This window comes from Variovorax sp. GW822-FHT04E09 (genome assembly GCF_058800845.1).
The window spans coordinates 23126-42328 of sequence record NZ_JBXAMR010000010.1 but is presented as its reverse complement, the minus strand read 5'-3'; the positions used below and the strand labels follow the sequence as shown (position 1 = coordinate 42328).

Sequence of the window (19203 nt, the reverse complement as noted above, 5' to 3'; positions counted from 1 at the left end):
GTTCTTTTGATGACGACTTGACGCACAGGGGACAGCCGCCGCATTGTGCGACCGGCCCGCGCGCGGTCGACGCCGCAAACACCGATATGCTTGTAGGACGACGGACCCGCGACCGTCCCTGCGCCGCCCCATGACCTCCCCCAAAACCCCTGACACGCCGCCCTCCATGGGTGTCCTGCGCGCCCGCTACGGCGAGCGCTACCGCTGGTACCTGCTGCTGTCGGTCATGGTCGGCACGATGGCGTCCATCATGTCCTCGACCATCGTCAACGTGGCGATCCCCGACATGAGCCACCACTTCGCGCTGGGCCAGGAGCGCGCGCAGTGGGTCAGCTCGGGCTTCATGGTGGCCATGACGGTGTCGATGCTCACCACGCCGTGGCTGCTGTCGCGCTACGGCTACCGGCGCACCTACGTCGGCACCATGCTGTTGCTGCTGGCCGGCGGCATCGTCGGCGGGCTGGCCAACCACTACCCGCTGGTGCTGCTGGCGCGCGTGGCCGAGGGGCTGGCGGCGGGCGTGGTGCAGCCCATTCCGGCCATCATCATCCTGCGCGCCTTCGAGCCGCACGAGCAGGGGCGCGCCAGCGGCATCTTCGGCATGGGCGTGGTGCTGGCGCCGGCCATCGGGCCGAGCATCGGCGGCGTGCTGGTCGACCTGTTCGGCTGGCGCTCGATCTTCTTCATGGTGGTGCCCTTCTGCCTGGCCTCGATCTGGCTGGCCTACAGGTTCGTGCCCAAGACCGCGCCCGGCGGCGTGGCCGCGACGCGCGGCAGCGGGCTCGATGCGCGCGGCCTGGCGCTGGGCACCGTGGGCACGCTGTGCCTGCTGAACGGGCTGGTCGAGCTGCGCGGCGATTCGCCGCTGCAGGCCGCGCTGCTGCTGGCCGGCGCGCTCATCGCCTTTGCCGCCTTCGTCTGGTGGCAGCGCCGGCTCATGGCCTCGGGCGGCGCGCCGCTCATGAACCTCGCGCTCTTTCGCTACCGCCAGTTCGCCATGGGCAGCCTGGTCGCCTTCATCTACGGCACCGCGCTGTTCGGCTCGACCTACCTGCTGCCCGTGTACATGCAGGTGGGGCTGCACCTGTCGGCCTCGCACGTGGGCACCACCCTGCTGCCGGCCGGCATCGTGCTGGCCTTCACCATCGCGGGCGTGGGCCGGCTGGCCGACAAGCAGCCGACCTGGCTCCTGGTGAGCATCGGCCTGGCGCTGCTGGCGGTGTCGTTCGCGCTCATGGCCGTGCTGCGGCTGGACAGCCCGCTGTGGCTGCTGGTGGTGTTCGCGATCGTCGGGCGCATCGGGCTGGGCTTCATCCTGCCCTCGCTCAACCTCGGGTCGATGCGCCCGCTGGCCAAGCCGCTCATCCCGCAGGGCGCCAGCGCGATCAGCTTCGTGCGCATGCTCGGCGGCGCCGTTGGCGTGAGCCTGTGCGCCATCATTCTCGAATGGCGCCTGGCGGCGCACGGCGACTCGCTCGCCAACCCGGTGAGCACCGCGGCGCGGCTGGCCGCCTTCGACGAGGTGTTCCTGATGCTGGCCGGCCTGTGCGCGCTGGCCGTCTGCGCGGCCTGGCAGCTTCGCGAGCCGCCCGGCGAGGACACGGCGCAACACAGGGGGTAAACCCCGGCGGCGCGGGGACTCGCTTTCGCTTTCAATTGTTATCAGTTGTATCTAAAAGCGGAATCGGTTCCATGCATCGCAGACGTTTTCTCGCCGCCTCGGCCGCGGCGACGGCCGGACTCGGCCCCCTCCTTTCCTTGCCTTCCACCGCGCTGGCCGCCGAGAACGGCGTCAGCGACGGCGAGATCGTGCTCGGCCACACCGGCATCCTGAGCGGGCCGCTGGGCGTGCCGATCAAGGTCGTGATGGCCGGCGCCGGGCTGGCCTTCGACGCGGTCAATGCGCAGGGCGGGCTCGCGGGCCGCAAGCTCAAGCTGATCTCGCTCGACGACGAGCTCAAGCCCGAGAAGGCCGTCGCCAACTATGAGAAGCTGCTCGCCGAGCACCGCGCCTTCGCCTTCTTCGGCTGCGTGGGCTCGGGCACCACGGCCGCCGCGGCCAAGGTGCTGGGGCAGAGCGGCGCGCCGATGGTGGGCGGCTACGCGGTGTCGGATTCGGCGCGCGAGAAGGTCGCGGGCGCAGGCTATTTCGTGCGCGCCACCTTCGCGCGCGAGGCGCAGGCGCTGGTGCAGCACCTGAGCACCATCGGCGTCTCGCGCATCGCGGTCGCCTACCTCGACAACCCCGGCGGCGCCGAAGTGGCGCGGCTGGTCGAGGCGGCGCTCGACGCGCTCAAGCTCAAGCCCGTGGCCGCGGTGCCCGTGAAGGGCGACGGCACGACCAACGAGGCTGCGGGCAAGGCGCTGGCCGACAGCCAGGCGCAGGCCGTGCTCATGTACCTGGGCGGCGGCATCGGCGGCGAGGTCATGAAGAGCGCCTGGGCCGCCGGCGGTCGCCAGATGTTCTACGGCATGTCGATCGTGCCGGGCGACGTCACGGCCAAGCTCGTGGGCGACAAGACCAGCGGCCTGGCCATTTCGCAGATCGTGCCCTACCCCTGGAGCGAGGTCGACGCCACCGCGCGCGAGTTCCGCCAGCTGGCCGAGCGCGCCAAGGTCGACATCGGCTACCTCAGCTACGAAGGCTATGTGAACGCGCTCGTGATGATCGAGGCCCTGCGCCGCACCGGCCGCGACCTCACGCGCGCGAAGCTGCACGCCACGCTGAAGGCGATGAAGCTGCGCATCGGCAACATGGAGATCGACTTCACGGGTGCGAGCAACACGGGGTCGCGCTTCATCGAGATGGTGCGGGTGACGAAGGAAGGGCGCTTCCTGCGATAGAGACAGAGGCCGGCCCCGCTCACAGCCCCAGCTGCGTGAGCGCCCAGGCCACCGTGCCCAGCTGCATCACGTTGAGCACCATGCCCGCGATGTGGAGCTTTCGGAACTGCACGATCGACGTGTCCGTGGCCGGGATCGTGTGGCGCAGAAGGTCCATGCGCGGAATGATGAGCCAGCGGCGCAGCGCGAAGGCCAGGCCGGCGATGAAGGCCATGCCGACTGCGAAGAAGGGCTTGCCGCACCACGCATAGCTGAGCGCCGCCGCGCTCGCGGTGAGCACCACGGCCACGTAGTAGACGTTGAACAGGCCGCGAATGAAGCGCGAATCCAGCGGCGTGTCGTGCGAGAGCACGAGCAAGGGCAGCGAGCCCATCATGAAGAACCCCATCCAGACCAGCAGGATGACGGTCGCCATGAGCGCAACGACGATGGGAAGCATCTTTGAAAACCCTCCGCGGCGCGCAAGCATACGCCCGCTCGGGCGTGGCGTCTCTCGGCGCTTACACGGCGCGCGCAGCCGCCGGCACCCGTGCTCCGCCATCGGCCACCAGCGCCGCGCCGGTCACGAACGAGGCCTCGTCGCTCGCGAGGAACAGGCAGACAGCCGCCATCTCTTCGGGCGTGGCCATGCGGCCGAGCGCGATGCGCGCCACCGTCTGCGCGCGCGCGGCATCCTCGTCGATGCCGCGTTCGGCGGCCAGGTCGCGCATCTCCTGGCGGCTCATGGGCGTGTCGACCCAGCCGGGGCACAGCGCGTTCACGCGCACACCCTGCGGGCCGTAGGCCTGCGCAGCCGAGCGCGTGAGCGCGACCACGCCGGCCTTGCTGGACGCATAGCTGGCCATGCCGGCGCCGGCGTTGAAGGCCGCGACCGAGGCGATGTTGACGATGGCGCCACCACCTTGCGCGACCATGCCGGGCAGCACGGCGCGCTGGCAGCGCATGGTGCCGCCGAGGTTGACCTCGTGCAGCCGCTGCCAGTCGCCGTCGTCGATGTCGGCCGCATCGTCGTTGCGGACGATGCCGGCGCAGTTCACCAGCACGTCGATGCGCCCGAATGCGGCCTGCACCGCGGCCACGGTGGCGCGCACGGCCGCGTCGTCGGTCACGTCGCAGTCGAAGGCCGGGTCGTCGCCCACCGGCTGCGGACGCGGCCAGCCGGCCACCGCGACGCGCGCGCCCTCGGCCGCGAAGCGCGCGGCCACGGCGGCGCCGATGCCGGTCGCTGCACCGACGACGAGGCAGGCCTTGCCATGCAGGCGCGCGGTCATTCCGATGCCTCCGCGAAGAACGGGCTTTCAGGCAGCGTCGAGCCGCCATCGACCACGATCGTCTGCCCCGTGATGTAGCGCGCCGCGGGACTCGCCAGGAAGCGCATCGCGTAGGCGATGTCTTCAGGCCGCCCCAGTTCGCCGGCCGGGATGTGGCGCGCGATGCGCGCGGCCTTCGCCGGGTCGGACAGCAGCGAGCCGCCCTGCTTGGCGATGTAGCCCGGCTCCACGCCGTTCACGGTGATGCCCTCGCGCGCGTACTCCAGCGCTGCGGTGCGGATGAAGCCGTTCACGCCGGACTTGCTGGCCGCGTAGTGCGCGCTGCCCGGCATGGCCACGCGCGGCCCGGTCACCGACGAGGTGACGAGCAGCCGCCCGCCGCCGCGCGCACGCAGGTGCGGCACAGAAGCCTGCGTGAGCCAGAAGCAGGCCTTGAGGTTGACGGCCAGCGTGTGCTCCAACTGCTCGTCGGTCATCGCGTCGATGGCGGCCCAGGGGTTGACGGCCGCGTTGTGGACCACGATGTCGAGCGCGCCGAACACGCGCACGGCCTCGGCCACCGCGCGCTCGGCCTCGTCGCGCCGGCCGATGTCGCAGGCCAGCGCTTGCGCCGCGAAGCCGCGTGCGCGCAGCTCGGCCGCCACGGCCTCGCCCGCACTGCCGGTGCGGTTGGCGATGAGCACCGAGGCGCCCGCTTCGGCGAACACCTGCGCGATGGCCGCGCCGATGCCGCGCCCGCCACCGGTGATCAGCGCCACCTTGCCCTGCAGGCCGAAGAGATCGGGCGTGCTCATCCCTTGCACTCCCGCACGAACTCGGCGAAGGCCGCGTTGTGCTCGTCGACCTCGCGCTCGGTGGTGCCGGGGCAGCACAGCATCATGTTGTGGAAGGGCGTGATGAGCACGCCGCGGTTCATCATGTACAGGTGCAGCAGCGCTTCGAGCTCGCCGTCGCGCGTGCGGCGCACGTCGCTCGCGTTGCGCGGCGCGTCGGCACAGAAGAGCGTCTCCACGCGCGCACCGACCTGCGTCGCATGCCAAGGCAATCCCGCCGCGGCGATGCTGGCGTTGACGCCTTCGGCCAGGCGTTGCGCCAGCACCAGCATGCGATCGAAGGCCTCGGGCGTGAGCACCTGCGAGAGCACCGCGCGCATCACGGCCACGGTGAGCGCGTTGCCCGCGAGCGTGCCGCCGAAGCCGGCGTGCGCCGACTGGCGCTTGGTCGGGTGCAGCTTGGGCAGCACCTGCCAGACGCGCTCGGCGGTCTCGGCACTCAGCCCGAAGGCGGCGGCGGGAATGCCGCCGGCAATGGCCTTGCCGATCACGAACATGTCGGGGTCGAGGCCGTGCTGTCGCGTGTAGCCGCCCGGCCCGCTCGAGATGGTGTGTGTCTCGTCGATGACGAGCAGCGTGCCGGTCTCGCGCGTGAGGCGGCGCAGCGCGTCGTGAAAGCCGGGCGCGGGCGCGATCATTCCGTAGTTGGTCATGGCCGGCTCGGCCAGCACGCAGGCCACGTCGCCGGCGCGCAGCGCGCGCTCCAGCGCGGGCACGTCGTTGAACTCGACCACGGCCGACAGCTGGTCGTGCGGAAAGCCGTTGGGGTGGATATCGTTGCGCATCGCGACGGCGCCGTCGCGCAGCTCCACATGCGCCTCTTCCACCGAGCCGTGGTAACAGCCCGAGAACACCAGCACGCGCGGCCGTCCCGTGACCATGCGCGCCAGGCGGATGCAGGCGCGGTTGGCGTCCGAGGCCGAGGTCGTGAGGTTCCAGTACGGCAGGCCGAAGCGGCGCGACAGCTCTTCGCCGACCCAGGCCGCATCGTCGGTCGGCAGCATCAGCGAGCTGCCCACGCGCGCCTGCCGCGCCAGCGCCTCGACCACCGCCGGGTGGCCGTGGCCGCACATGCCGCCGGTGTCGCCCAGGCAGAAGTCGGCGTAGCCATTGCCGTCCACGTCGACAAAGCGCGCGCCGTAGGGCAGCTGCGCGTCCTGCACGTACAGCGGCCAGCCGCCGATCCAGCGGCGCATCCAGTGCGAGGGCGCGCCGTAGAGCCAGGCCTGCTGGCCCTGCGCAAAGCGTTCGCCGCTGCGCGCGTGGGTGCGCGCATAGCGCGCCTGTTCGGCCTGCATCAGGGCCTGCACGCGCTCGCGCGGCACGGTGGGTTCGAAGGTCGGGGTCATCGCAAACTCGGTCAAATGGAAGAAGAAGGAGAAACGCCCAGCATCGACAGCGCCTGCGCGTAGCTCGCGCCCGGATGCATCACGTCGAAGTGCACGGTGCGCAGGCCCACGCGCTGCGCGCCGGCGATGTTGCGCAGCTGGTCGTCGACGAACACGCAGGCGTCGGCGGGCAGGCCGAGCTGGTCCAGGCACTGCTGGTAGGCGCGCGCATCGGGCTTGAGGATGCCGGTGTGCGTGGCGTCCACCACCACGTCGAAGGCGCTCATGAAGGGCAGGCGCTGGCGAAAGCCCGCGCCATAGAACAGGTCGAGCTCGTTCGACAGGATGGCGAGCCGGCAGCCGGCGCGCCGCGCCGCCTCGATGGCCGCGAGCGCCTCGGGGCGGATGGCGGCCTCGGGGTCGGCGCCGCGTGCGCGCTGCACGAAGGTCTCCATGCGGTCCCAGCGTTCACCGACCAGCGCGCCCACTTCGCGCGTGCGCGCCATCCAGTAGTCGCGCTCCGAGAGCTTGTCGGCCTGCATGTCGCGCCACAGCGGATCGCTCGCGAGGTCGAAGGGGCCGCGCCAGGTCAATGTGCCGTGCGGCAGCGACAGCGCCTCTTCGGTGAGTGCGTGGGTCTCGAACAGCGTGCGGCTGATGACGCCGCCGAAGTCGAGCACGAGGGCTTGTGCGGCGGGGCTCATGCGAGCCTCCCAGCGGGCACGGTGCCGTCGGCCACCCAGGCGTCGAACACGCGCAATGCGGCGTCGCAGAAGGCGCCGTCGTTGATGTGCGCATCGAGCTCGACGAACCGCGCCGGGTCCACGCTGCCGCGCAGTGCCTCGGTGAAGGCCGCGAGGCCTTCGGGGTCGTGCAGCGGCTCGCCGGGGCGGTCCCATCCTTCGATGCCCTGCAGCGGCATCAGCAGGCAGGTGGCACCCTCGGCGCGCGCGAGGCGGCGCGCGATCTCGGCGGCCACGCCACGGCGGAACGCGGGCGCACTGAGCGCCGAGGCCAGCAGCCGGTTGTGGATGTGCGTGGGCCGCCCTTCCAGGCCTTCGGGCGTGGACTGCCAGGCCGGGTAGTCGAGCATGTCGATGGCGCCGGGCGCGACGATCTGCGGCGTGCCCGCGCGGCCCGCACCGAGCAGGCGATCAGGCCCGGCCGTCACGCACGAGCCGCCGAGCTGGTTGGCCAGCTCCTGCAGGCTGAAGTCCATCACCGCGCAGAAGCGGCCTTCGGCGGCCAGTGCCTCGAAGGCGCGACCGCCCATGCCGGTGGTGTGGAACACGGCGACCTCGTAGCCGCGCGCCTCGAGCGCGGGCTTGAGCGTCTTCATGTAGGTGAGCGCGCTGGAGCCCAGCGAGGTCATGCCCACCAGCGGCTTCTCGAAGGCCGGCACGCAGGCCTGGCGGCAGGCGCCGAGCACCGCGCCCGCGGCCTGGCTCAAGGCCGAGCGGCACAGACTGTTGAGGCCGTAGAGACCGCCGGCCCACAGCACCATGATGAGGTCGGGCGGGATGCGCTCGGGCGGCAGCAGGTGCGAGTAGGCGATGGTCGACACCAGCACCTTCGGCACGCCCAGCGGCAGCGCCTGCGCCACGTCGAGCGCCAGGTCGGTGCCCATGGTGCCGCCCAGCGCGAGCAGGCCGTCGATGCGGCCCTCGGCCTGCCAGCGCGCGGCGAGCTTCGCGGCGCCGCGTGCCATCAATGTCATGGCGCTGTTCTCGTCGCCGCTGTGCGCCACCTCGGCCACGGTCTTGCCGGCGGCCGCGGCCACTTCGGTGTTGGGAATGTCGGGCGTGAAGGGCGCGCCGTCGAGCACGCCCACGTCCATCACGACGACACGGCCGCCGCCGGCCTCGATGCATTCGCGCATGAACAGCAGCTCGGCGCTCTTGGTGTCGGCGGTGCCGATCAACAGGATCGTGGGCGATGCACTCACAGCGTCGCTTCCACGTCGGCGAACGCGCCTTCGAGCGCATCGACCATGAAGTCCACCTCCTCGCGCGTGATGACCAGCGGCGGCGAGAGGATGAGGTTCGGCCCCGAGATGCGCACCATCAGCCCGCGCTGGTAGGCCGCCTGCGCCACCTTGGCGGCGATCGGGTTGCCGCGCGGCAGCGTGGCGCGCGTGGCCTTGTCGGCCACCATCTCGATGCCCAGCATGAGGCCCATGCCGCGCACGTCGCCGACGAAGCTGAACTTGTCGACGAAGGGCCGCACGCGCGCCTGGAAATGCGCGCCCACGCGCGCCGCGTTGCCGGGCACGTCGAGCGCCTCGATCTGGTCCAGCGTGGCGAGCGCGGCGGCTGCGGCCACCGGGTGCGCGCTGTAGGTGTAGCCGTGGCCCACCGCGGCCTGGCCCGTGGGGTCGTTGAGGAAGACCTCGGCCACCTTGCTGCCGATGGCGGTGGCGCCCAGCGGCACGTAGCCCGACGAGATGCCCTTGGCCAGGCACCACAGGTCGGCCTTCACGTTCCACAGCCGCGTGCCGAACATCGCGCCGCCGCGCCCGAAGCCGGTGACGACCTCGTCGGCGATGAGCAGCACGCCGTACTTGTCGCAGATCTCGCGCACGCGCGGCCAGTAGTTGGGCGGCGGCACGATCACGCCGCCCGCGCCCTGGATCGGCTCGGCGATGAAGGCGGCCACGGTGTCGGGGCCCTGGAACTGGATCTCGCGCTCCAGCTGCGTGGCGCAGATCTCGCCGAGTTCTTCCGGGTCCTGCGTGTAGGGGTTGCGGTACAGCCACGGCGTGTCGACATGGAAGCAACCCGGCAGCAGCGGCTCGTAGGCGCGGCGGAAGTTCAGGTTGCCGTTCACGCTCATGCCGCCGAAGTGCACGCCGTGGTAGCCCTGGCGCAGCGCGATGAACTTGAAGCGGTCGGCCTGGCCCTTGAGCTTCCAGTACTGGCGCGCGAGCTTGAGCGCGCCCTCGACCGCGTCGGAGCCGCCGTTGCTGAAGAACACGGCGGCCACGCCGTCGGGTTCCATGGTCTTGACCAGGCGCGCCGACAGCTCGATGGCGCGCGGGTGCGTGGTGCCGCGGAACACGTTGTAGAAGGGCAGCTCGTCCAGCTGCGCCACGATGGCGTCGCGCACCGGCTGGTTGCTGTGACCCAGGTTCGCGGCCCACAGGCCGCCGACGCCGTCGAGCATCTTGTGGCCGTCGACGTCCCAGATCCAGCAGCCCTGGCCGCGCGCAATGATGTCGGGCTTGGTCTTGAGCATGGCCTGCGGATGCGCCATGGGGTGCCACAGGTACTGGGCGTTGTCTTGCTTGAGCGCCGCCACGGCGGCGGCATCGGTCGTTGTCATGCAGGTCTCCGGAAGTATTCGATGCGCGTGCTCAGGACGGCACGCCGACGGTGAGGGTCTTGACCTCGGTGTAGTGCAGCAGGCCCTCGGCGCCCATCTCCTGGCCGATGCCGCTTTCCTTCCAGCCGCCGAAGGGCATCTCGGGCTGCGAGACGCCGAAGTGGTTGATGCCGACCATGCCGGCCTCGAGCGCGTCGCCCAGGCGGTGCGCGGTGTGCAGGTCGCGCGTGAAGGCGTAGGCGCCCAGGCCGTAGGGCAAGGCATTGGCCTGCGCGATGGCTTCGTCCAGCGTGTCGTACGGCTGCAGCACGGCGATGGGGCCGAAGGGCTCCTGGCGCATCACGCGGCTGTCGGCCGGTGCGTTGGCGATCACGGTGGGCTCGAAGAAGAAGCCGGGGCGCTGCGCGCGGTGGCCGCCGCACAGCAGCTGCGCGCCGCGTTCCACGGCGTCGTCGACGAAGCGCTGCATGTCCTCGATGCGGCGCGCGTGCGCGAGCGGGCCCATCTGCGTGGCGGGGTCGGTGCCCTCGCCCAGGCGCAGTGCGCGCGCGGCCTGCACGAAGGCGTCGCTCCATCCGCCGAAGCGCGCGCGCGGCACGTAGAAGCGGATCGGCGACGCGCACACCTGGCCCGCGTTGCGGAACTTGGCGGCCAGCGACTGCTTGAGCGCGAAGGGAAAGTCGGCGTCGTCGCAGACGATCACCGGCGCGTGGCCGCCGAGTTCGCCGGTGAAGCGCTTCACATGCCGCGCCGCCTGCTCGCCCAGCAGCTTGCCCACGGCCACCGAGCCGGTGAACGACACCTTGGCGATCGCCGGATGGTCGATGAGGAAGGACGACACCTCGGCCGGGTCGCCGCACACCATGTTGAGTGCGTCGGGCGGCACACCCGCGTCGAGAAAGGCGCGCACCAGCAGCATGCAGGTGCCCGGCGTTTCTTCCGCCGGCTTGATGACCACGCTGCAGCCCGCGGCCAGTGCACTCGCGAGCTTGCGCGCCGGCAGGTTGGCCGGAAAGTTCCACGGCGTGAAGGCCGCCACCGGCCCCACCGGTTGGCGCATCACCGACTGCGAGAGGATGCCCTCGACGCGCGGCGGCACGAGGCGCCCGTACAGGCGCTTGGCCTCCTCGGCCTGGAAGTCGATGATGTCGGCCGACAGCGTGACCTCGCGCAGCGACTCGGCCAGCGGCTTGCCTTGCTCGAGGGTGAGCACGTGCGCAATCGTCTTGGCCTGCTCGCGGATGTTCTGCGCGGCGGCGCGCAGGATGTTGCAGCGCTCGAGCGCGCTCTTGCCGCGCCACTGCACGAAGCCGCGGCGCGCGGACGCGGCCGCTTCGGCGAGTTCGTCGCGGCCGGCCAGCGGCAGCTGCGCGATGACTTCTTCAGTGGCAGGGTTGACGACCGCGCGGCGGCCGCCGGCGGTCTGCGTGCGCCATTGGCCGGCGATGTGCAGTGCGAGTTCGGGGTAGTCCATGCCCTGCACGATAGGGAGCGAGCCCCTTGCCGCGTTATCGAAAACTGGCAAACCTCGCGCGGCCTCGTGCGTGATGCGCAAGGGCCTTCCTATACTGTCCGCGCCGATCTTCTTTCACGACGCCTTCACGCCACGACCTCACCGTGCCCCGTTCACGCACCCCTTCCCGGCCCAGCGCCAAGCCCCTGCCCAAGGCACGCAGCAGCGCCGCGAGCGCCCCGGCCTTCGACCTCGAGACCTTCCTGCCCTTCCAGCTCTCGGTGGTCGCCAACCGCGTGAGCCAGACGGTGGGCCAGTCGATTGCCAGCCGCTTCTCGCTGCAGATTCCGGAGTGGCGCATCGTCGTGGTGCTGGGCAAGTACGGTGCGCTGTCGGCGCTCGAAATCGCACAGAAGACGAGCATGGACAAGGCCCGCGTGAGCCGCGCGCAGCACCGGCTGGTGGACCTGGGGCTGGCCAACATGCACCCCTCGGCCGATGACCGCCGCAAGGTCATCGTGTCGCTCGAGGAAGAAGGCCTGGCGCTGTACCGCGACATGGTGCCGCTGGCACACGACACGGCGCAGCGCCTGTTTTCGCAGCTCACGGCGGACGAGCGCCAGGTGCTGCAGACCATCGTGCAGAAGCTGTTCGACAGCACCACCGGCTTCGAGCCCAGCGGCGAACTCGAATAGGCCACGGTCGGGTGGCTTAGGGGTTTGCCCTGTCACTTTAAGATCGTTGTCAACGAAACAATCTGGTCTGGAGATTGCTTCCGGCACGGGTCTTCGCACCCCTGCCACCGCTTCGCCGGACCGCCATGACCAGCCAGACCGCCTCCGTTCTTCCCGCCCCCACCGTCGCGACGCGCTGGACCCTGTCCACGCACGACATCGACGCCTACGCCAGCGGCCAGAACGGCTGGCACCTGGCGTGCGACATGCTCTCGGGCGGCAGCTTCGCCGGCTTTCTCGACCACGTGCAACTGCCCGGCCTGCGGCTGGTGCGCGAGACCACCAACCGCGCGCTGCGCCAGCACGGCGAGATGAACCCCGACTGCTGCGGCTTCGCCCTCACCTGCCGGCAGGACGGCGAGGCGCGCTTCTCGGGCCAGCGGCTGGACACCGAGTCGGTGATGGTCGGGCGCTGCGACGAGCTCGACCTGTGCAGCCCGCCGGGCTTCGAGCTGACGGGCATCGTGGTCGACAACGCGCTGCTGCAGTCGCTCACCGAACGCCTGAATGACCGCGCGCCGCCGGCCTGGCTCGAACGGCGCGTGGTGCTGCACTTCGACGACCCCACCATGCAGTCGCTGCGCGGCACCTTGCGCGGCGCCTTCAGCGCGCTCGACGCGATGCCCGGCCTGCTCGACGACCCCGTCGCCACGGTGCAGCTGCGCGACGACGTGCTGCTGGCCTGGCTCAACGCGCTGCCCGAAGACGTCGACCTGCGCGAGCTGCGCGCCACCGAGGCGCACCGCCGCGTGGTGCGCCGCGCCTGCGAGCTGATGATGTCGCGGCCCGACGAGCCGCTGTCGATGCTGCAGGTGTGCAGCCGCATCGGTGCGAGCCAGCGCAAGCTGAACTACTGCTTCCAGGAAACGCTGGGCCTGAGCCCCGCGCGCTACCTGCGGGCGCTGCGCCTGAACGGCGTGCGCCGCGCACTGAAGCGGCCCGAGTCGCGCTCGGTGCAGGACATCGCGGCGCACTGGGGCTTCTGGCACCTGAGCCAGTTCGCGACGGACTACCGGCGCCAGTTCGGCGAGCTGCCCTCGCAGACGCTGCGCGGCGCGGCGCTCACGAGGCACTGATCCGGTGCACGGGCCGAGGGGAATCCCTCGGTTTTCGGAGCGCCAGTTTTGCCGTTTTTTGATACCTGCTTGCGGAGGCGGTCGCTATCGTTGACCGCCATATGTCCGCCACGCTGCCACCCCTTCCCAGCGCCCGTTCGCTCGCCGCCGCCCTGCAACGCCGCGAGCTCTCGTGCCGCGAACTGATGCAGACCTGCCTCGCGCGCATCGAGCGCCTCAACCCGCAGGTCAACGCGCTCGTGTCGCTGCAAGCGCCCGAAGAGATGCTGCGCCAGGCCGACGCCTGCGATGCGCAACGCGCGCGCGGCGACGCTGTGGGCCGGCTGCACGGCTTCCCGATGGCGCCGAAGGATTTCGTTGCCACCGCCGGCCTGCCGACCACCATGGGCAGCCCGGTGTTCGCGAAGCAGGTCACGCCGCACGACGCGATCATGGTCGAGCGCCTGCGCCGCGCCGGCGCGCTCTTCGTGGGCCGCAGCAACACGCCCGAGTTCGGCCTGGGCTCGCACACCTACAACACGGTGTTCGGCACCACGCGCAACGCATGGAACCTCGACCACGCGGCCGGCGGCAGCAGCGGCGGCGCCGCGGTGGCGCTCGCGCTGCACATGCTGCCGGTGGCCGACGGCAGCGACATGATGGGTTCGCTGCGCAACCCCGCGGCCTGGAACCACGTCTACGGCCTGCGCCCCTCGCTGGGCCGCGTGCCCACCGGGCCGGGGCCGGAGCTGTTCTTCCAGCAGCTGGGCTGCGAAGGGCCGATGGGCCGCACGCCCGAGGACGTGGCCTGGCTGCTGTCGGTGCAGGCCGGTTACGACGCGCGCTCGCCGCTGAGCCTGGCCGGCGACGGCGAGGCCTTCGCGCAGCCGCTCGATGCGGAGTTGCGCGGCCAGCGCATCGCGTGGCTCGGCGACCTCGGCGGCCACCTGCCGATGGACCCGGGCGTGATGGCGCTGTGCGAATCGGCGCTGCGGCATTTCGACACGCTGGGCTGCAGCGTCGCACCTGCCGTGCCCGCCTTCGACTTCAACGCCCTGTGGACCGCCTGGCTGCGTCTGCGCGGCTTCATCGTGGCCGGCGCGCTGCGCGGGCTGCATGCCGATCCGGCCACGCGCGCGCAGCTCAAGCCCGAGGCCTGCTGGGAGATCGAGCAAGGCGAGCGCCTGAGCGCCGCCGCGCTGCATGAGGCGGCCGTCACGCGCACGCAGTGGCATGCCGCGCTGCTGAAGCTCTTCGAACGCTTCGACTTCCTGGTGCTTCCGGCCGCGCAGGTGTTCCCGTTGCCGGTGGACGTGCACTGGCCGCGCGAGGTCGGCGGCCGCGCCATGAACACCTACCACCGCTGGATGGAAGTGACCATCGGCCCCTCGCTCGCCGGCCTGCCCGCGATGGCCATCCCGGCCGGCTTCTCGCAGGCCGAGGGCACGCGCGGCCTGCCGATGGGCCTGCAACTCATCGGCCGCCCCGGCGCGGACCTCGACGTGCTGCGCATGGCGCACGGCTGGCACCAGGCCGTGCCCTTCGCGAACGTGCAGTCGCCGCTGCTGCAGCCGTAGCAACCACAAGCCCCCTGTTTCCGTACTCCGACACATCACACACACCCCGAGGAGAGAACCCATGCGCAGACGTTCGCTGATTGCTGCCGGCCTGGCCGCCGGCCTGTCCCCCATCGCCCTGCCCGCCCTGGCGCAGGGCCTGGGAGGCAAGACCCTGAACCTGATCGTGCCCTACCCCGCGGGCGGCGGCTCCGACATCAACGCGCGCCTGGCCGCGCCCGAGCTGTCGCGGTTGCTGGGCCAGCCGGCCATCGTCGACAACGTGCCCGGCGCCAGCGGATCGCTCGGCGTGATGAAGGCGGCCAATGCGCCGGCCGACGGCACGGCGCTGCTCGTGGGTTCGCCGATGGAGCTGATGCTCACGCCGCTCACGCTCAGCAGCGCGCGCTACAAGGCCGAGGACTTCCGCCCCATCGGCGTGATGGCCGTCACCTCGATGGTGCTGCTGGCGCGCAAGGACCTGGGCGCGGGCAGCGTCGACGAACTCATCGCGCTCTTGCGCCGGCCCGACACCAAGGAGCTGAGCTACGGCAGCATCGGCCCCGGGTCGCTGTACCACCTGCTGGGCGAGCGCTTCATGCAGCAGACGGGCACCAAGATGCTGCACGTGCCCTACAAGGGCTTCGCGCCGCTGGTGAACGACCTGCTGGGCGGGCAGATCGACCTGGTGTTTGCGCCGTTGGCCGGCAACGTGCCCGACCTGCTGGACGCCGGCAAGGTCAAGGCGCTGGGCATCGCGGCCTCGGCGCCGCACGAGCGCTTCACCGCCATTCCGCTGATCCGCAACAGCAAGGGCCTGGACGACTTCGTCTACAGCCTGTGGGCGGGCATCCAGGTGTCGCACCGCGTGCCCGAGGAGGCGCAGCAGCGGCTGCACACGGCCTTCAACCAGATGATGCTCAAGCCCGAGCTGCGCCGCGCGCTGGAACTCGGCGGCAGCAAGGTGGCGCCCGAACAGACGCTGGCCGAGCTGCGCCGCGGCTACCAGGCCGACATGGAGCGCTACCGCGCCATCGCCAAGTCGGTCAACCTGCGGCCCGAATGACATCCGCGGGCACGGGCCCGCGTTTTGCCAGTTTTCGATAACGCCGCGGCGGCGCGCAGAGAGAGGATGCGGACCTGTCCATCCTTCATCCGCCAAGGAGAACCTCCATGTCCGCCGACCTTTTCCCCGCAGCCTCCGGCGCCCTCACGCGCCGCCAACTCGTCATCGGCGGCGGCGCGGCCGCGCTGGCCGGCGTGCCCGCGCTGGCGCATGCGCAATCGAAGACCATCAAGATCGGCTACCTCACCACGCTGTCGGGCGTTCGCGCCAACTTCGGCGAGGCCGATCCGTGGAGCCTGGAGCGCGTGCGCGCCGCGCTGAAAGACGGCCTGACCATCGGCGGCACGACCTACAAGGTGGAGATCGTGGTGCGCGACACGCAGTCCGACGCCAACCGCGGCGCCACCATGTCCAGCGAACTGCTGCTGCGCGAGAAGGTCGACCTGCTGCTGGTGCAGGACAGCGACGCCGCGCTGGCCGCCGGCCAGCTGTGCGACGTCAACGGCGTGCCGATGGTCTCGACCATGGGGCCGTGGCAGGCCATCACCTTCGGGCGCGGCTCCACGCCGCAAAAAGGCTTTCCGTTCTCCTTCCATTTCTTCTGGGGCGCCGACGACGTGCTGAAGAACTTCTTCGGCATGTGGGAGCCGCTGAAGGTGGAGCGCACGCTGGGCACGCTGTACATCGACAACGGCCCGGGCCACGCCTTCGCCGATCCGGCCACGGGCATCCCGGGCGGCGCCAAGCAGCGCGGCTACAAGGAGACCAACGGCGGCTTCTTCAAGATCGCGACCGACGACTTCAGCAACCAGGTCTCCAGCTTCAAGGCGGCGCGCGCGAACATCGTCTCGGGCTTTGCCTACGCCAACCACTTCGCCACCTTCTGGAAGCAGGCACAGCAGGCGGGCTACCGGCCCGAGGTGGTGACGATGGCCGCGTCGTTCCTGTTCCCGAGCGCGGTGGAGTCGCTGGGCGCGGCGGGCAACGGCATGTCGACCGAGGTCTGGTGGACGCCCAACTTCCCGTTCAAGTCCTCGCTCACGGGCCAGAGCGCCAAGGCGCTGGCGGCCGACTGGGAGGCCACCACCGGCAAGCAGTGGACGCAGCCCATCGGCTACGGCCACGCGCTGTTCGAGGTCGGCATCGCCGCGCTGAAGAACGCCACCAACCCGAAGGACAAGAAGGCCGTGCGCGACGCGCTGGCCAACCTGCAGCTCGATTCGGTGGTGGGGCGCATCGACTTCAAGGGCAGCCCGATCAAGAGCGTGGCCGTCACGCCGATGGTGGCGGGCCAGTGGCGCAAGACCAAGGCGGGCAGCAAGTTCCCGTACGAGCTGGTCATCACGCACAACAGCACCGCCAAGCAGATTCCGGTGGAAGACGAGCTCAAGCTGCTGTCGCAGCTCAAGGCTGCATGAGCGATTGCCTCGTCATCGACGGCCTGTGCAAGCGCTACGGCGAGATCGTCGTGGCCGACCAGGTGGCGCTCTCGCTCGCGCGCGGCGAGTGCCTGGGCGTGGTCGGGCCGAACGGCGCGGGCAAGAGCTCGCTGTTCAACCTGATCACCGGCGTGGCCGTGCCCGACGCGGGCAGCATCCGGCTCGAAGGCCGCGAACTCGTCGGGCTGCGCGCCGATGCACGGGCGCGGCTGGGCGTGGCGCGCGCCTTCCAGATCCCGCAGCCCTTCGCGCACCTGAGCGCCTACGAGAACGCACTGGCCGCCGCCACCTTCGCCGCGCGGCTGCCGCGCGCGCAGGCCGCGCGCCAGGCCTGGGCCGTGCTGGAACGCACCGGGCTGGCCGACCGCGCCGACGTGCCGGCCGGCCGCCTGCCGCTCCTGGACCGCAAGCGGCTCGAGCTGGCCAAGGGCCTGGCGGCGCGGCCGCACCTGCTGCTGCTCGACGAGATCGCCGGCGGCCTCACCGAGGCCGAGGTGCAGGTGCTGGTGGCGCTGGTGCTCGAGCTGAAGCAGGACGTGGCGATGATCTGGATCGAGCACATCGCGCAGGCCTTGATGGCCGTGGCCGACCGCATCATGGTGCTGAACTTCGGCCGCAAGCTGCTGGAAGACACACCCGCCGCCGCCATGGCCAGCCGCGAGGTGCGCGAGGTCTACATGGGCGTGGGCGACGAAGACACCTTGCAGGAGAGCACCCATGTCGCTGCTTGAAGTGCGCGAGCTGTGCAGCCACTACGGCGACCTGCAGGCGCTGTTCGACCTCTCGCTCGACGTGGCGGAAGGCGAGGCCACCGCGCTCATCGGCGCCAACGGCGCGGGCAAGTCGACGCTGATTCGCGCCATTGCCGGGCTGGGCTCGCGCAGCCGCGGCGCCATCCGCTTCGACGGACAGGCCATCGAGGCCGAGCCGGCCGAGCGCATCGCGCGCCGGGGCATCGCGCTGGTGCCCGAGGGGCGGATGCTGTTCCCCTCGCTCAGCGTCGAAGAAAACCTGCGCATGGGCGCGCTGTGCGGCCGCACGGGCCACTGGACGCTGCCCACCGTGTATGCGCTGTTCCCGATCCTGCAGGAGTTTCGCCACCGGCCGGCCACGCAGCTGTCGGGCGGGCAGCAGCAGATGGTGAGCATCGGCCGCGCGCTCATGGCCAACCCGCGCCTGATGCTGTGCGACGAAATTTCGCTGGGCCTGGCGCCGGTCGTCATCGAGCAGATCTACCGCGCCTTCGGCGACATCCGCGCGCAGGGCACGGCGCTGCTCGTGGTGGAGCAGGACGTGACGCGCGCCTGCCGCATCGCGCAGCGCGTGTACTGCCTGCTCAAGGGCCGCGTCACGCTGGCGGGCCGCGCGAGCGACTTCAGCGCGGCGCAGATCGCCAACGCCTACTTCGGACACTGAACACCACCCCACCATGGCCTGGCTCGAAACCCTCATCAACGGCGTGCTGCTCGGCGGCCTCTATGCGCTCTTCGGCCTCGGGCTGGCGCTGGTCTTCGGCGTGATGCGCATGGTCAACCTCGCGCACGGCGAGTTCGTGGTGCTGGCGGCGTACTTCGCGGTCTTCCTGGCCACGCAGTTTCCCGGCGTGTCGCCGCTCTTCTTCATCGCGCCGGTGGCGCTGGCGGCCTTCGGCATGGGCTACCTGCTGCAGCGGCTGCTGCTGAACCGCGCGGTGGCCACCGACGATCCGCTCACGCCGGTGCTGGTCACCTTCGGCATCGCGGTGGTGCTGCGCAACCTGATGGTCGAGCTGTTCGGCGCCGACCCGCGCGCGCTCGACGGCGGCGCGCTGGCCACGGCCGGCTTCGAGATCGGCGGGCTGCGCATCGGCTGGTACCCGGTGCTGGTGCTGGTGCTCGCGGTGCTGGCCTTCGGCGCGCTGCAGTGGCTGCTGCAGCACTCGCGCTTCGGCCTCGTGGTGCGCGCCACCTCGGACCACCGCGAGATCGTGCGCACGATGGGCGTGCGCCCGCGCCATGTGTATGCGGTGGTGATGGGGCTGTCGCTGGCCTTCGCGTCGGTGGCGGGGCTGCTGCTGGCGCTGCGCACCTCGTTCACGCCGTTCTCGGGCGTGGAGCGGCTCTTGGGCGCGTTCGAGGTCGTGATCATCGGCGGCCTGGGCTCGTTCCGCTGGGCGCTGGTCGGCGGCATCGCGCTGGGCGTGGCGCAGCTCGTGGGCCAGCGGCTCGATTCCAACGCGGGCGCGCTGTACGCCCACCTGCTGTTCTTCGCGGTCCTGATGGTGCGCCCCAACGGCATCGCTGGCGCACGTACCTGAGATGACT

The 19203-nt window shown here is 70.9% G+C and carries 18 protein-coding genes; 10 read left to right on the top strand and 8 right to left on the bottom strand.

What is annotated here, in order from left to right; translation table 11 throughout:
- Positions 1 to 130: 130 nt before the first annotated feature.
- Both AC1RL8_RS28585 and AC1RL8_RS28580 read left to right on the top strand, forming a co-directional pair.
- A complete protein-coding gene (locus AC1RL8_RS28585) occupies positions 131 to 1621 on the top strand; it encodes a DHA2 family efflux MFS transporter permease subunit (RefSeq protein WP_492686709.1) in 1491 nt (496 codons plus the stop codon).
- 71 nt (positions 1622 to 1692) lie between these two features.
- On the top strand, positions 1693 to 2844 hold the full coding sequence (locus tag AC1RL8_RS28580) for an ABC transporter substrate-binding protein (protein WP_492686708.1): 1152 nt from the start codon (positions 1693 to 1695) through the stop codon (positions 2842 to 2844).
- Positions 2845 to 2863: 19 nt separating this feature from the next.
- On the opposite strand, the gene AC1RL8_RS28575 is transcribed toward AC1RL8_RS28580, so the two are convergent.
- The 8 genes from AC1RL8_RS28575 to AC1RL8_RS28540 all read right to left on the bottom strand — a co-directional run bounded on the left by AC1RL8_RS28575 (position 2864) and on the right by AC1RL8_RS28540 (position 11071).
- The gene (locus tag AC1RL8_RS28575) at positions 2864 to 3283 is read right to left on the bottom strand and encodes a hypothetical protein (RefSeq protein ID WP_062479768.1); all 420 of its coding nucleotides are present in this window, start codon (positions 3281 to 3283) and stop codon (positions 2864 to 2866) included.
- Between the two features lie 61 nt (positions 3284 to 3344).
- A complete protein-coding gene (locus AC1RL8_RS28570) occupies positions 3345 to 4115 on the bottom strand; it encodes an SDR family NAD(P)-dependent oxidoreductase (protein WP_492686707.1) in 771 nt (256 codons plus the stop codon).
- Positions 4112 to 4909, bottom strand: a complete 798-nt coding sequence (locus AC1RL8_RS28565) for an SDR family oxidoreductase (protein WP_492686706.1) — start codon at positions 4907 to 4909, stop codon at positions 4112 to 4114. The genes AC1RL8_RS28570 and AC1RL8_RS28565 overlap by 4 nt, the downstream gene beginning before the upstream one ends.
- On the bottom strand, positions 4906 to 6297 hold the full coding sequence (locus AC1RL8_RS28560; RefSeq protein WP_492686705.1) for a transaminase: 1392 nt from the start codon (positions 6295 to 6297) through the stop codon (positions 4906 to 4908). Before AC1RL8_RS28560 ends, AC1RL8_RS28565 begins: the two co-directional genes overlap by 4 nt.
- A gap of 11 nt (positions 6298 to 6308) precedes the next feature.
- Positions 6309 to 6980, bottom strand: a complete 672-nt coding sequence (locus AC1RL8_RS28555) for an HAD-IA family hydrolase (protein WP_492686704.1) — start codon at positions 6978 to 6980, stop codon at positions 6309 to 6311.
- Entirely contained in the window at positions 6977 to 8221 is a 1245-nt protein-coding gene (locus AC1RL8_RS28550; RefSeq protein ID WP_492686703.1) for a Tm-1-like ATP-binding domain-containing protein, read from the bottom strand. Before AC1RL8_RS28550 ends, AC1RL8_RS28555 begins: the two co-directional genes overlap by 4 nt.
- Entirely contained in the window at positions 8218 to 9597 is a 1380-nt protein-coding gene (locus AC1RL8_RS28545; RefSeq protein WP_492686702.1) for an aminotransferase class III-fold pyridoxal phosphate-dependent enzyme, read from the bottom strand. Before AC1RL8_RS28545 ends, AC1RL8_RS28550 begins: the two co-directional genes overlap by 4 nt.
- Before the next feature lie 31 nt (positions 9598 to 9628).
- A complete protein-coding gene (locus AC1RL8_RS28540) occupies positions 9629 to 11071 on the bottom strand; it encodes an NAD-dependent succinate-semialdehyde dehydrogenase (protein WP_492686701.1) in 1443 nt (480 codons plus the stop codon).
- A gap of 143 nt (positions 11072 to 11214) precedes the next feature.
- Between AC1RL8_RS28540 and AC1RL8_RS28535 the strand changes: the two genes are divergently transcribed.
- The 8 genes from AC1RL8_RS28535 (at position 11215) to AC1RL8_RS28500 (ending at position 19196) form a co-directional block, all read left to right on the top strand.
- A complete protein-coding gene (locus tag AC1RL8_RS28535; RefSeq protein ID WP_070063702.1) occupies positions 11215 to 11745 on the top strand; it encodes a MarR family winged helix-turn-helix transcriptional regulator in 531 nt (176 codons plus the stop codon).
- 125 nt (positions 11746 to 11870) lie between these two features.
- A complete protein-coding gene (locus AC1RL8_RS28530) occupies positions 11871 to 12860 on the top strand; it encodes a helix-turn-helix domain-containing protein (protein ID WP_492686699.1) in 990 nt (329 codons plus the stop codon).
- 101 nt (positions 12861 to 12961) lie between these two features.
- Complete coding sequence (locus AC1RL8_RS28525; protein WP_492686698.1) at positions 12962 to 14416, top strand: amidase; 1455 nt, start codon at positions 12962 to 12964, stop codon at positions 14414 to 14416.
- A 61-nt stretch (positions 14417 to 14477) separates the two neighbouring features.
- Positions 14478 to 15461 (top strand): Bug family tripartite tricarboxylate transporter substrate binding protein, encoded by a 984-nt coding sequence (locus AC1RL8_RS28520; RefSeq protein WP_062477691.1) that lies wholly within the window; start codon positions 14478 to 14480, stop codon positions 15459 to 15461.
- A gap of 107 nt (positions 15462 to 15568) precedes the next feature.
- The gene (locus AC1RL8_RS28515; protein ID WP_307636095.1) at positions 15569 to 16879 is read left to right on the top strand and encodes an ABC transporter substrate-binding protein; all 1311 of its coding nucleotides are present in this window, start codon (positions 15569 to 15571) and stop codon (positions 16877 to 16879) included.
- Positions 16876 to 17631: an ABC transporter ATP-binding protein gene (locus AC1RL8_RS28510; protein ID WP_492686697.1), complete on the top strand. Its 756-nt coding sequence runs from the start codon at positions 16876 to 16878 to the stop codon at positions 17629 to 17631. The genes AC1RL8_RS28515 and AC1RL8_RS28510 overlap by 4 nt, the downstream gene beginning before the upstream one ends.
- On the top strand, positions 17618 to 18316 hold the full coding sequence (locus AC1RL8_RS28505) for an ABC transporter ATP-binding protein (protein ID WP_492686696.1): 699 nt from the start codon (positions 17618 to 17620) through the stop codon (positions 18314 to 18316). Before AC1RL8_RS28510 ends, AC1RL8_RS28505 begins: the two co-directional genes overlap by 14 nt.
- A gap of 13 nt (positions 18317 to 18329) precedes the next feature.
- Entirely contained in the window at positions 18330 to 19196 is an 867-nt protein-coding gene (locus AC1RL8_RS28500; protein WP_062477701.1) for a branched-chain amino acid ABC transporter permease, read from the top strand.
- Positions 19197 to 19203 lie beyond the last annotated feature (7 nt).

What these genes read in the sequence shown, in the direction of transcription:
- AC1RL8_RS28585 (WP_492686709.1), top strand. Translation starts at nt 131, where the DNA reads ATGACCTCCCCCAAAACCCCTGACACGCCGCCCTCCATGGGTGTCCTG.
- AC1RL8_RS28505 (WP_492686696.1), top strand. Translation starts at nt 17,618, where the DNA reads ATGTCGCTGCTTGAAGTGCGCGAGCTGTGCAGCCACTACGGCGACCTG.
- AC1RL8_RS28525 (WP_492686698.1), top strand. Translation starts at nt 12,962, where the DNA reads ATGTCCGCCACGCTGCCACCCCTTCCCAGCGCCCGTTCGCTCGCCGCC.
- AC1RL8_RS28580 (WP_492686708.1), top strand. Translation starts at nt 1,693, where the DNA reads ATGCATCGCAGACGTTTTCTCGCCGCCTCGGCCGCGGCGACGGCCGGA.
- AC1RL8_RS28545 (WP_492686702.1), bottom strand. Translation starts at nt 9,597, where the DNA reads ATGACAACGACCGATGCCGCCGCCGTGGCGGCGCTCAAGCAAGACAAC.
- AC1RL8_RS28565 (WP_492686706.1), bottom strand. Translation starts at nt 4,909, where the DNA reads ATGAGCACGCCCGATCTCTTCGGCCTGCAGGGCAAGGTGGCGCTGATC.
- AC1RL8_RS28500 (WP_062477701.1), top strand. Translation starts at nt 18,330, where the DNA reads ATGGCCTGGCTCGAAACCCTCATCAACGGCGTGCTGCTCGGCGGCCTC.
- AC1RL8_RS28530 (WP_492686699.1), top strand. Translation starts at nt 11,871, where the DNA reads ATGACCAGCCAGACCGCCTCCGTTCTTCCCGCCCCCACCGTCGCGACG.
- AC1RL8_RS28520 (WP_062477691.1), top strand. Translation starts at nt 14,478, where the DNA reads ATGCGCAGACGTTCGCTGATTGCTGCCGGCCTGGCCGCCGGCCTGTCC.
- AC1RL8_RS28540 (WP_492686701.1), bottom strand. Translation starts at nt 11,071, where the DNA reads ATGGACTACCCCGAACTCGCACTGCACATCGCCGGCCAATGGCGCACG.
- AC1RL8_RS28560 (WP_492686705.1), bottom strand. Translation starts at nt 6,297, where the DNA reads ATGACCCCGACCTTCGAACCCACCGTGCCGCGCGAGCGCGTGCAGGCC.
- AC1RL8_RS28555 (WP_492686704.1), bottom strand. Translation starts at nt 6,980, where the DNA reads ATGAGCCCCGCCGCACAAGCCCTCGTGCTCGACTTCGGCGGCGTCATC.
- AC1RL8_RS28515 (WP_307636095.1), top strand. Translation starts at nt 15,569, where the DNA reads ATGTCCGCCGACCTTTTCCCCGCAGCCTCCGGCGCCCTCACGCGCCGC.
- AC1RL8_RS28570 (WP_492686707.1), bottom strand. Translation starts at nt 4,115, where the DNA reads ATGACCGCGCGCCTGCATGGCAAGGCCTGCCTCGTCGTCGGTGCAGCG.
- AC1RL8_RS28575 (WP_062479768.1), bottom strand. Translation starts at nt 3,283, where the DNA reads ATGCTTCCCATCGTCGTTGCGCTCATGGCGACCGTCATCCTGCTGGTC.
- AC1RL8_RS28510 (WP_492686697.1), top strand. Translation starts at nt 16,876, where the DNA reads ATGAGCGATTGCCTCGTCATCGACGGCCTGTGCAAGCGCTACGGCGAG.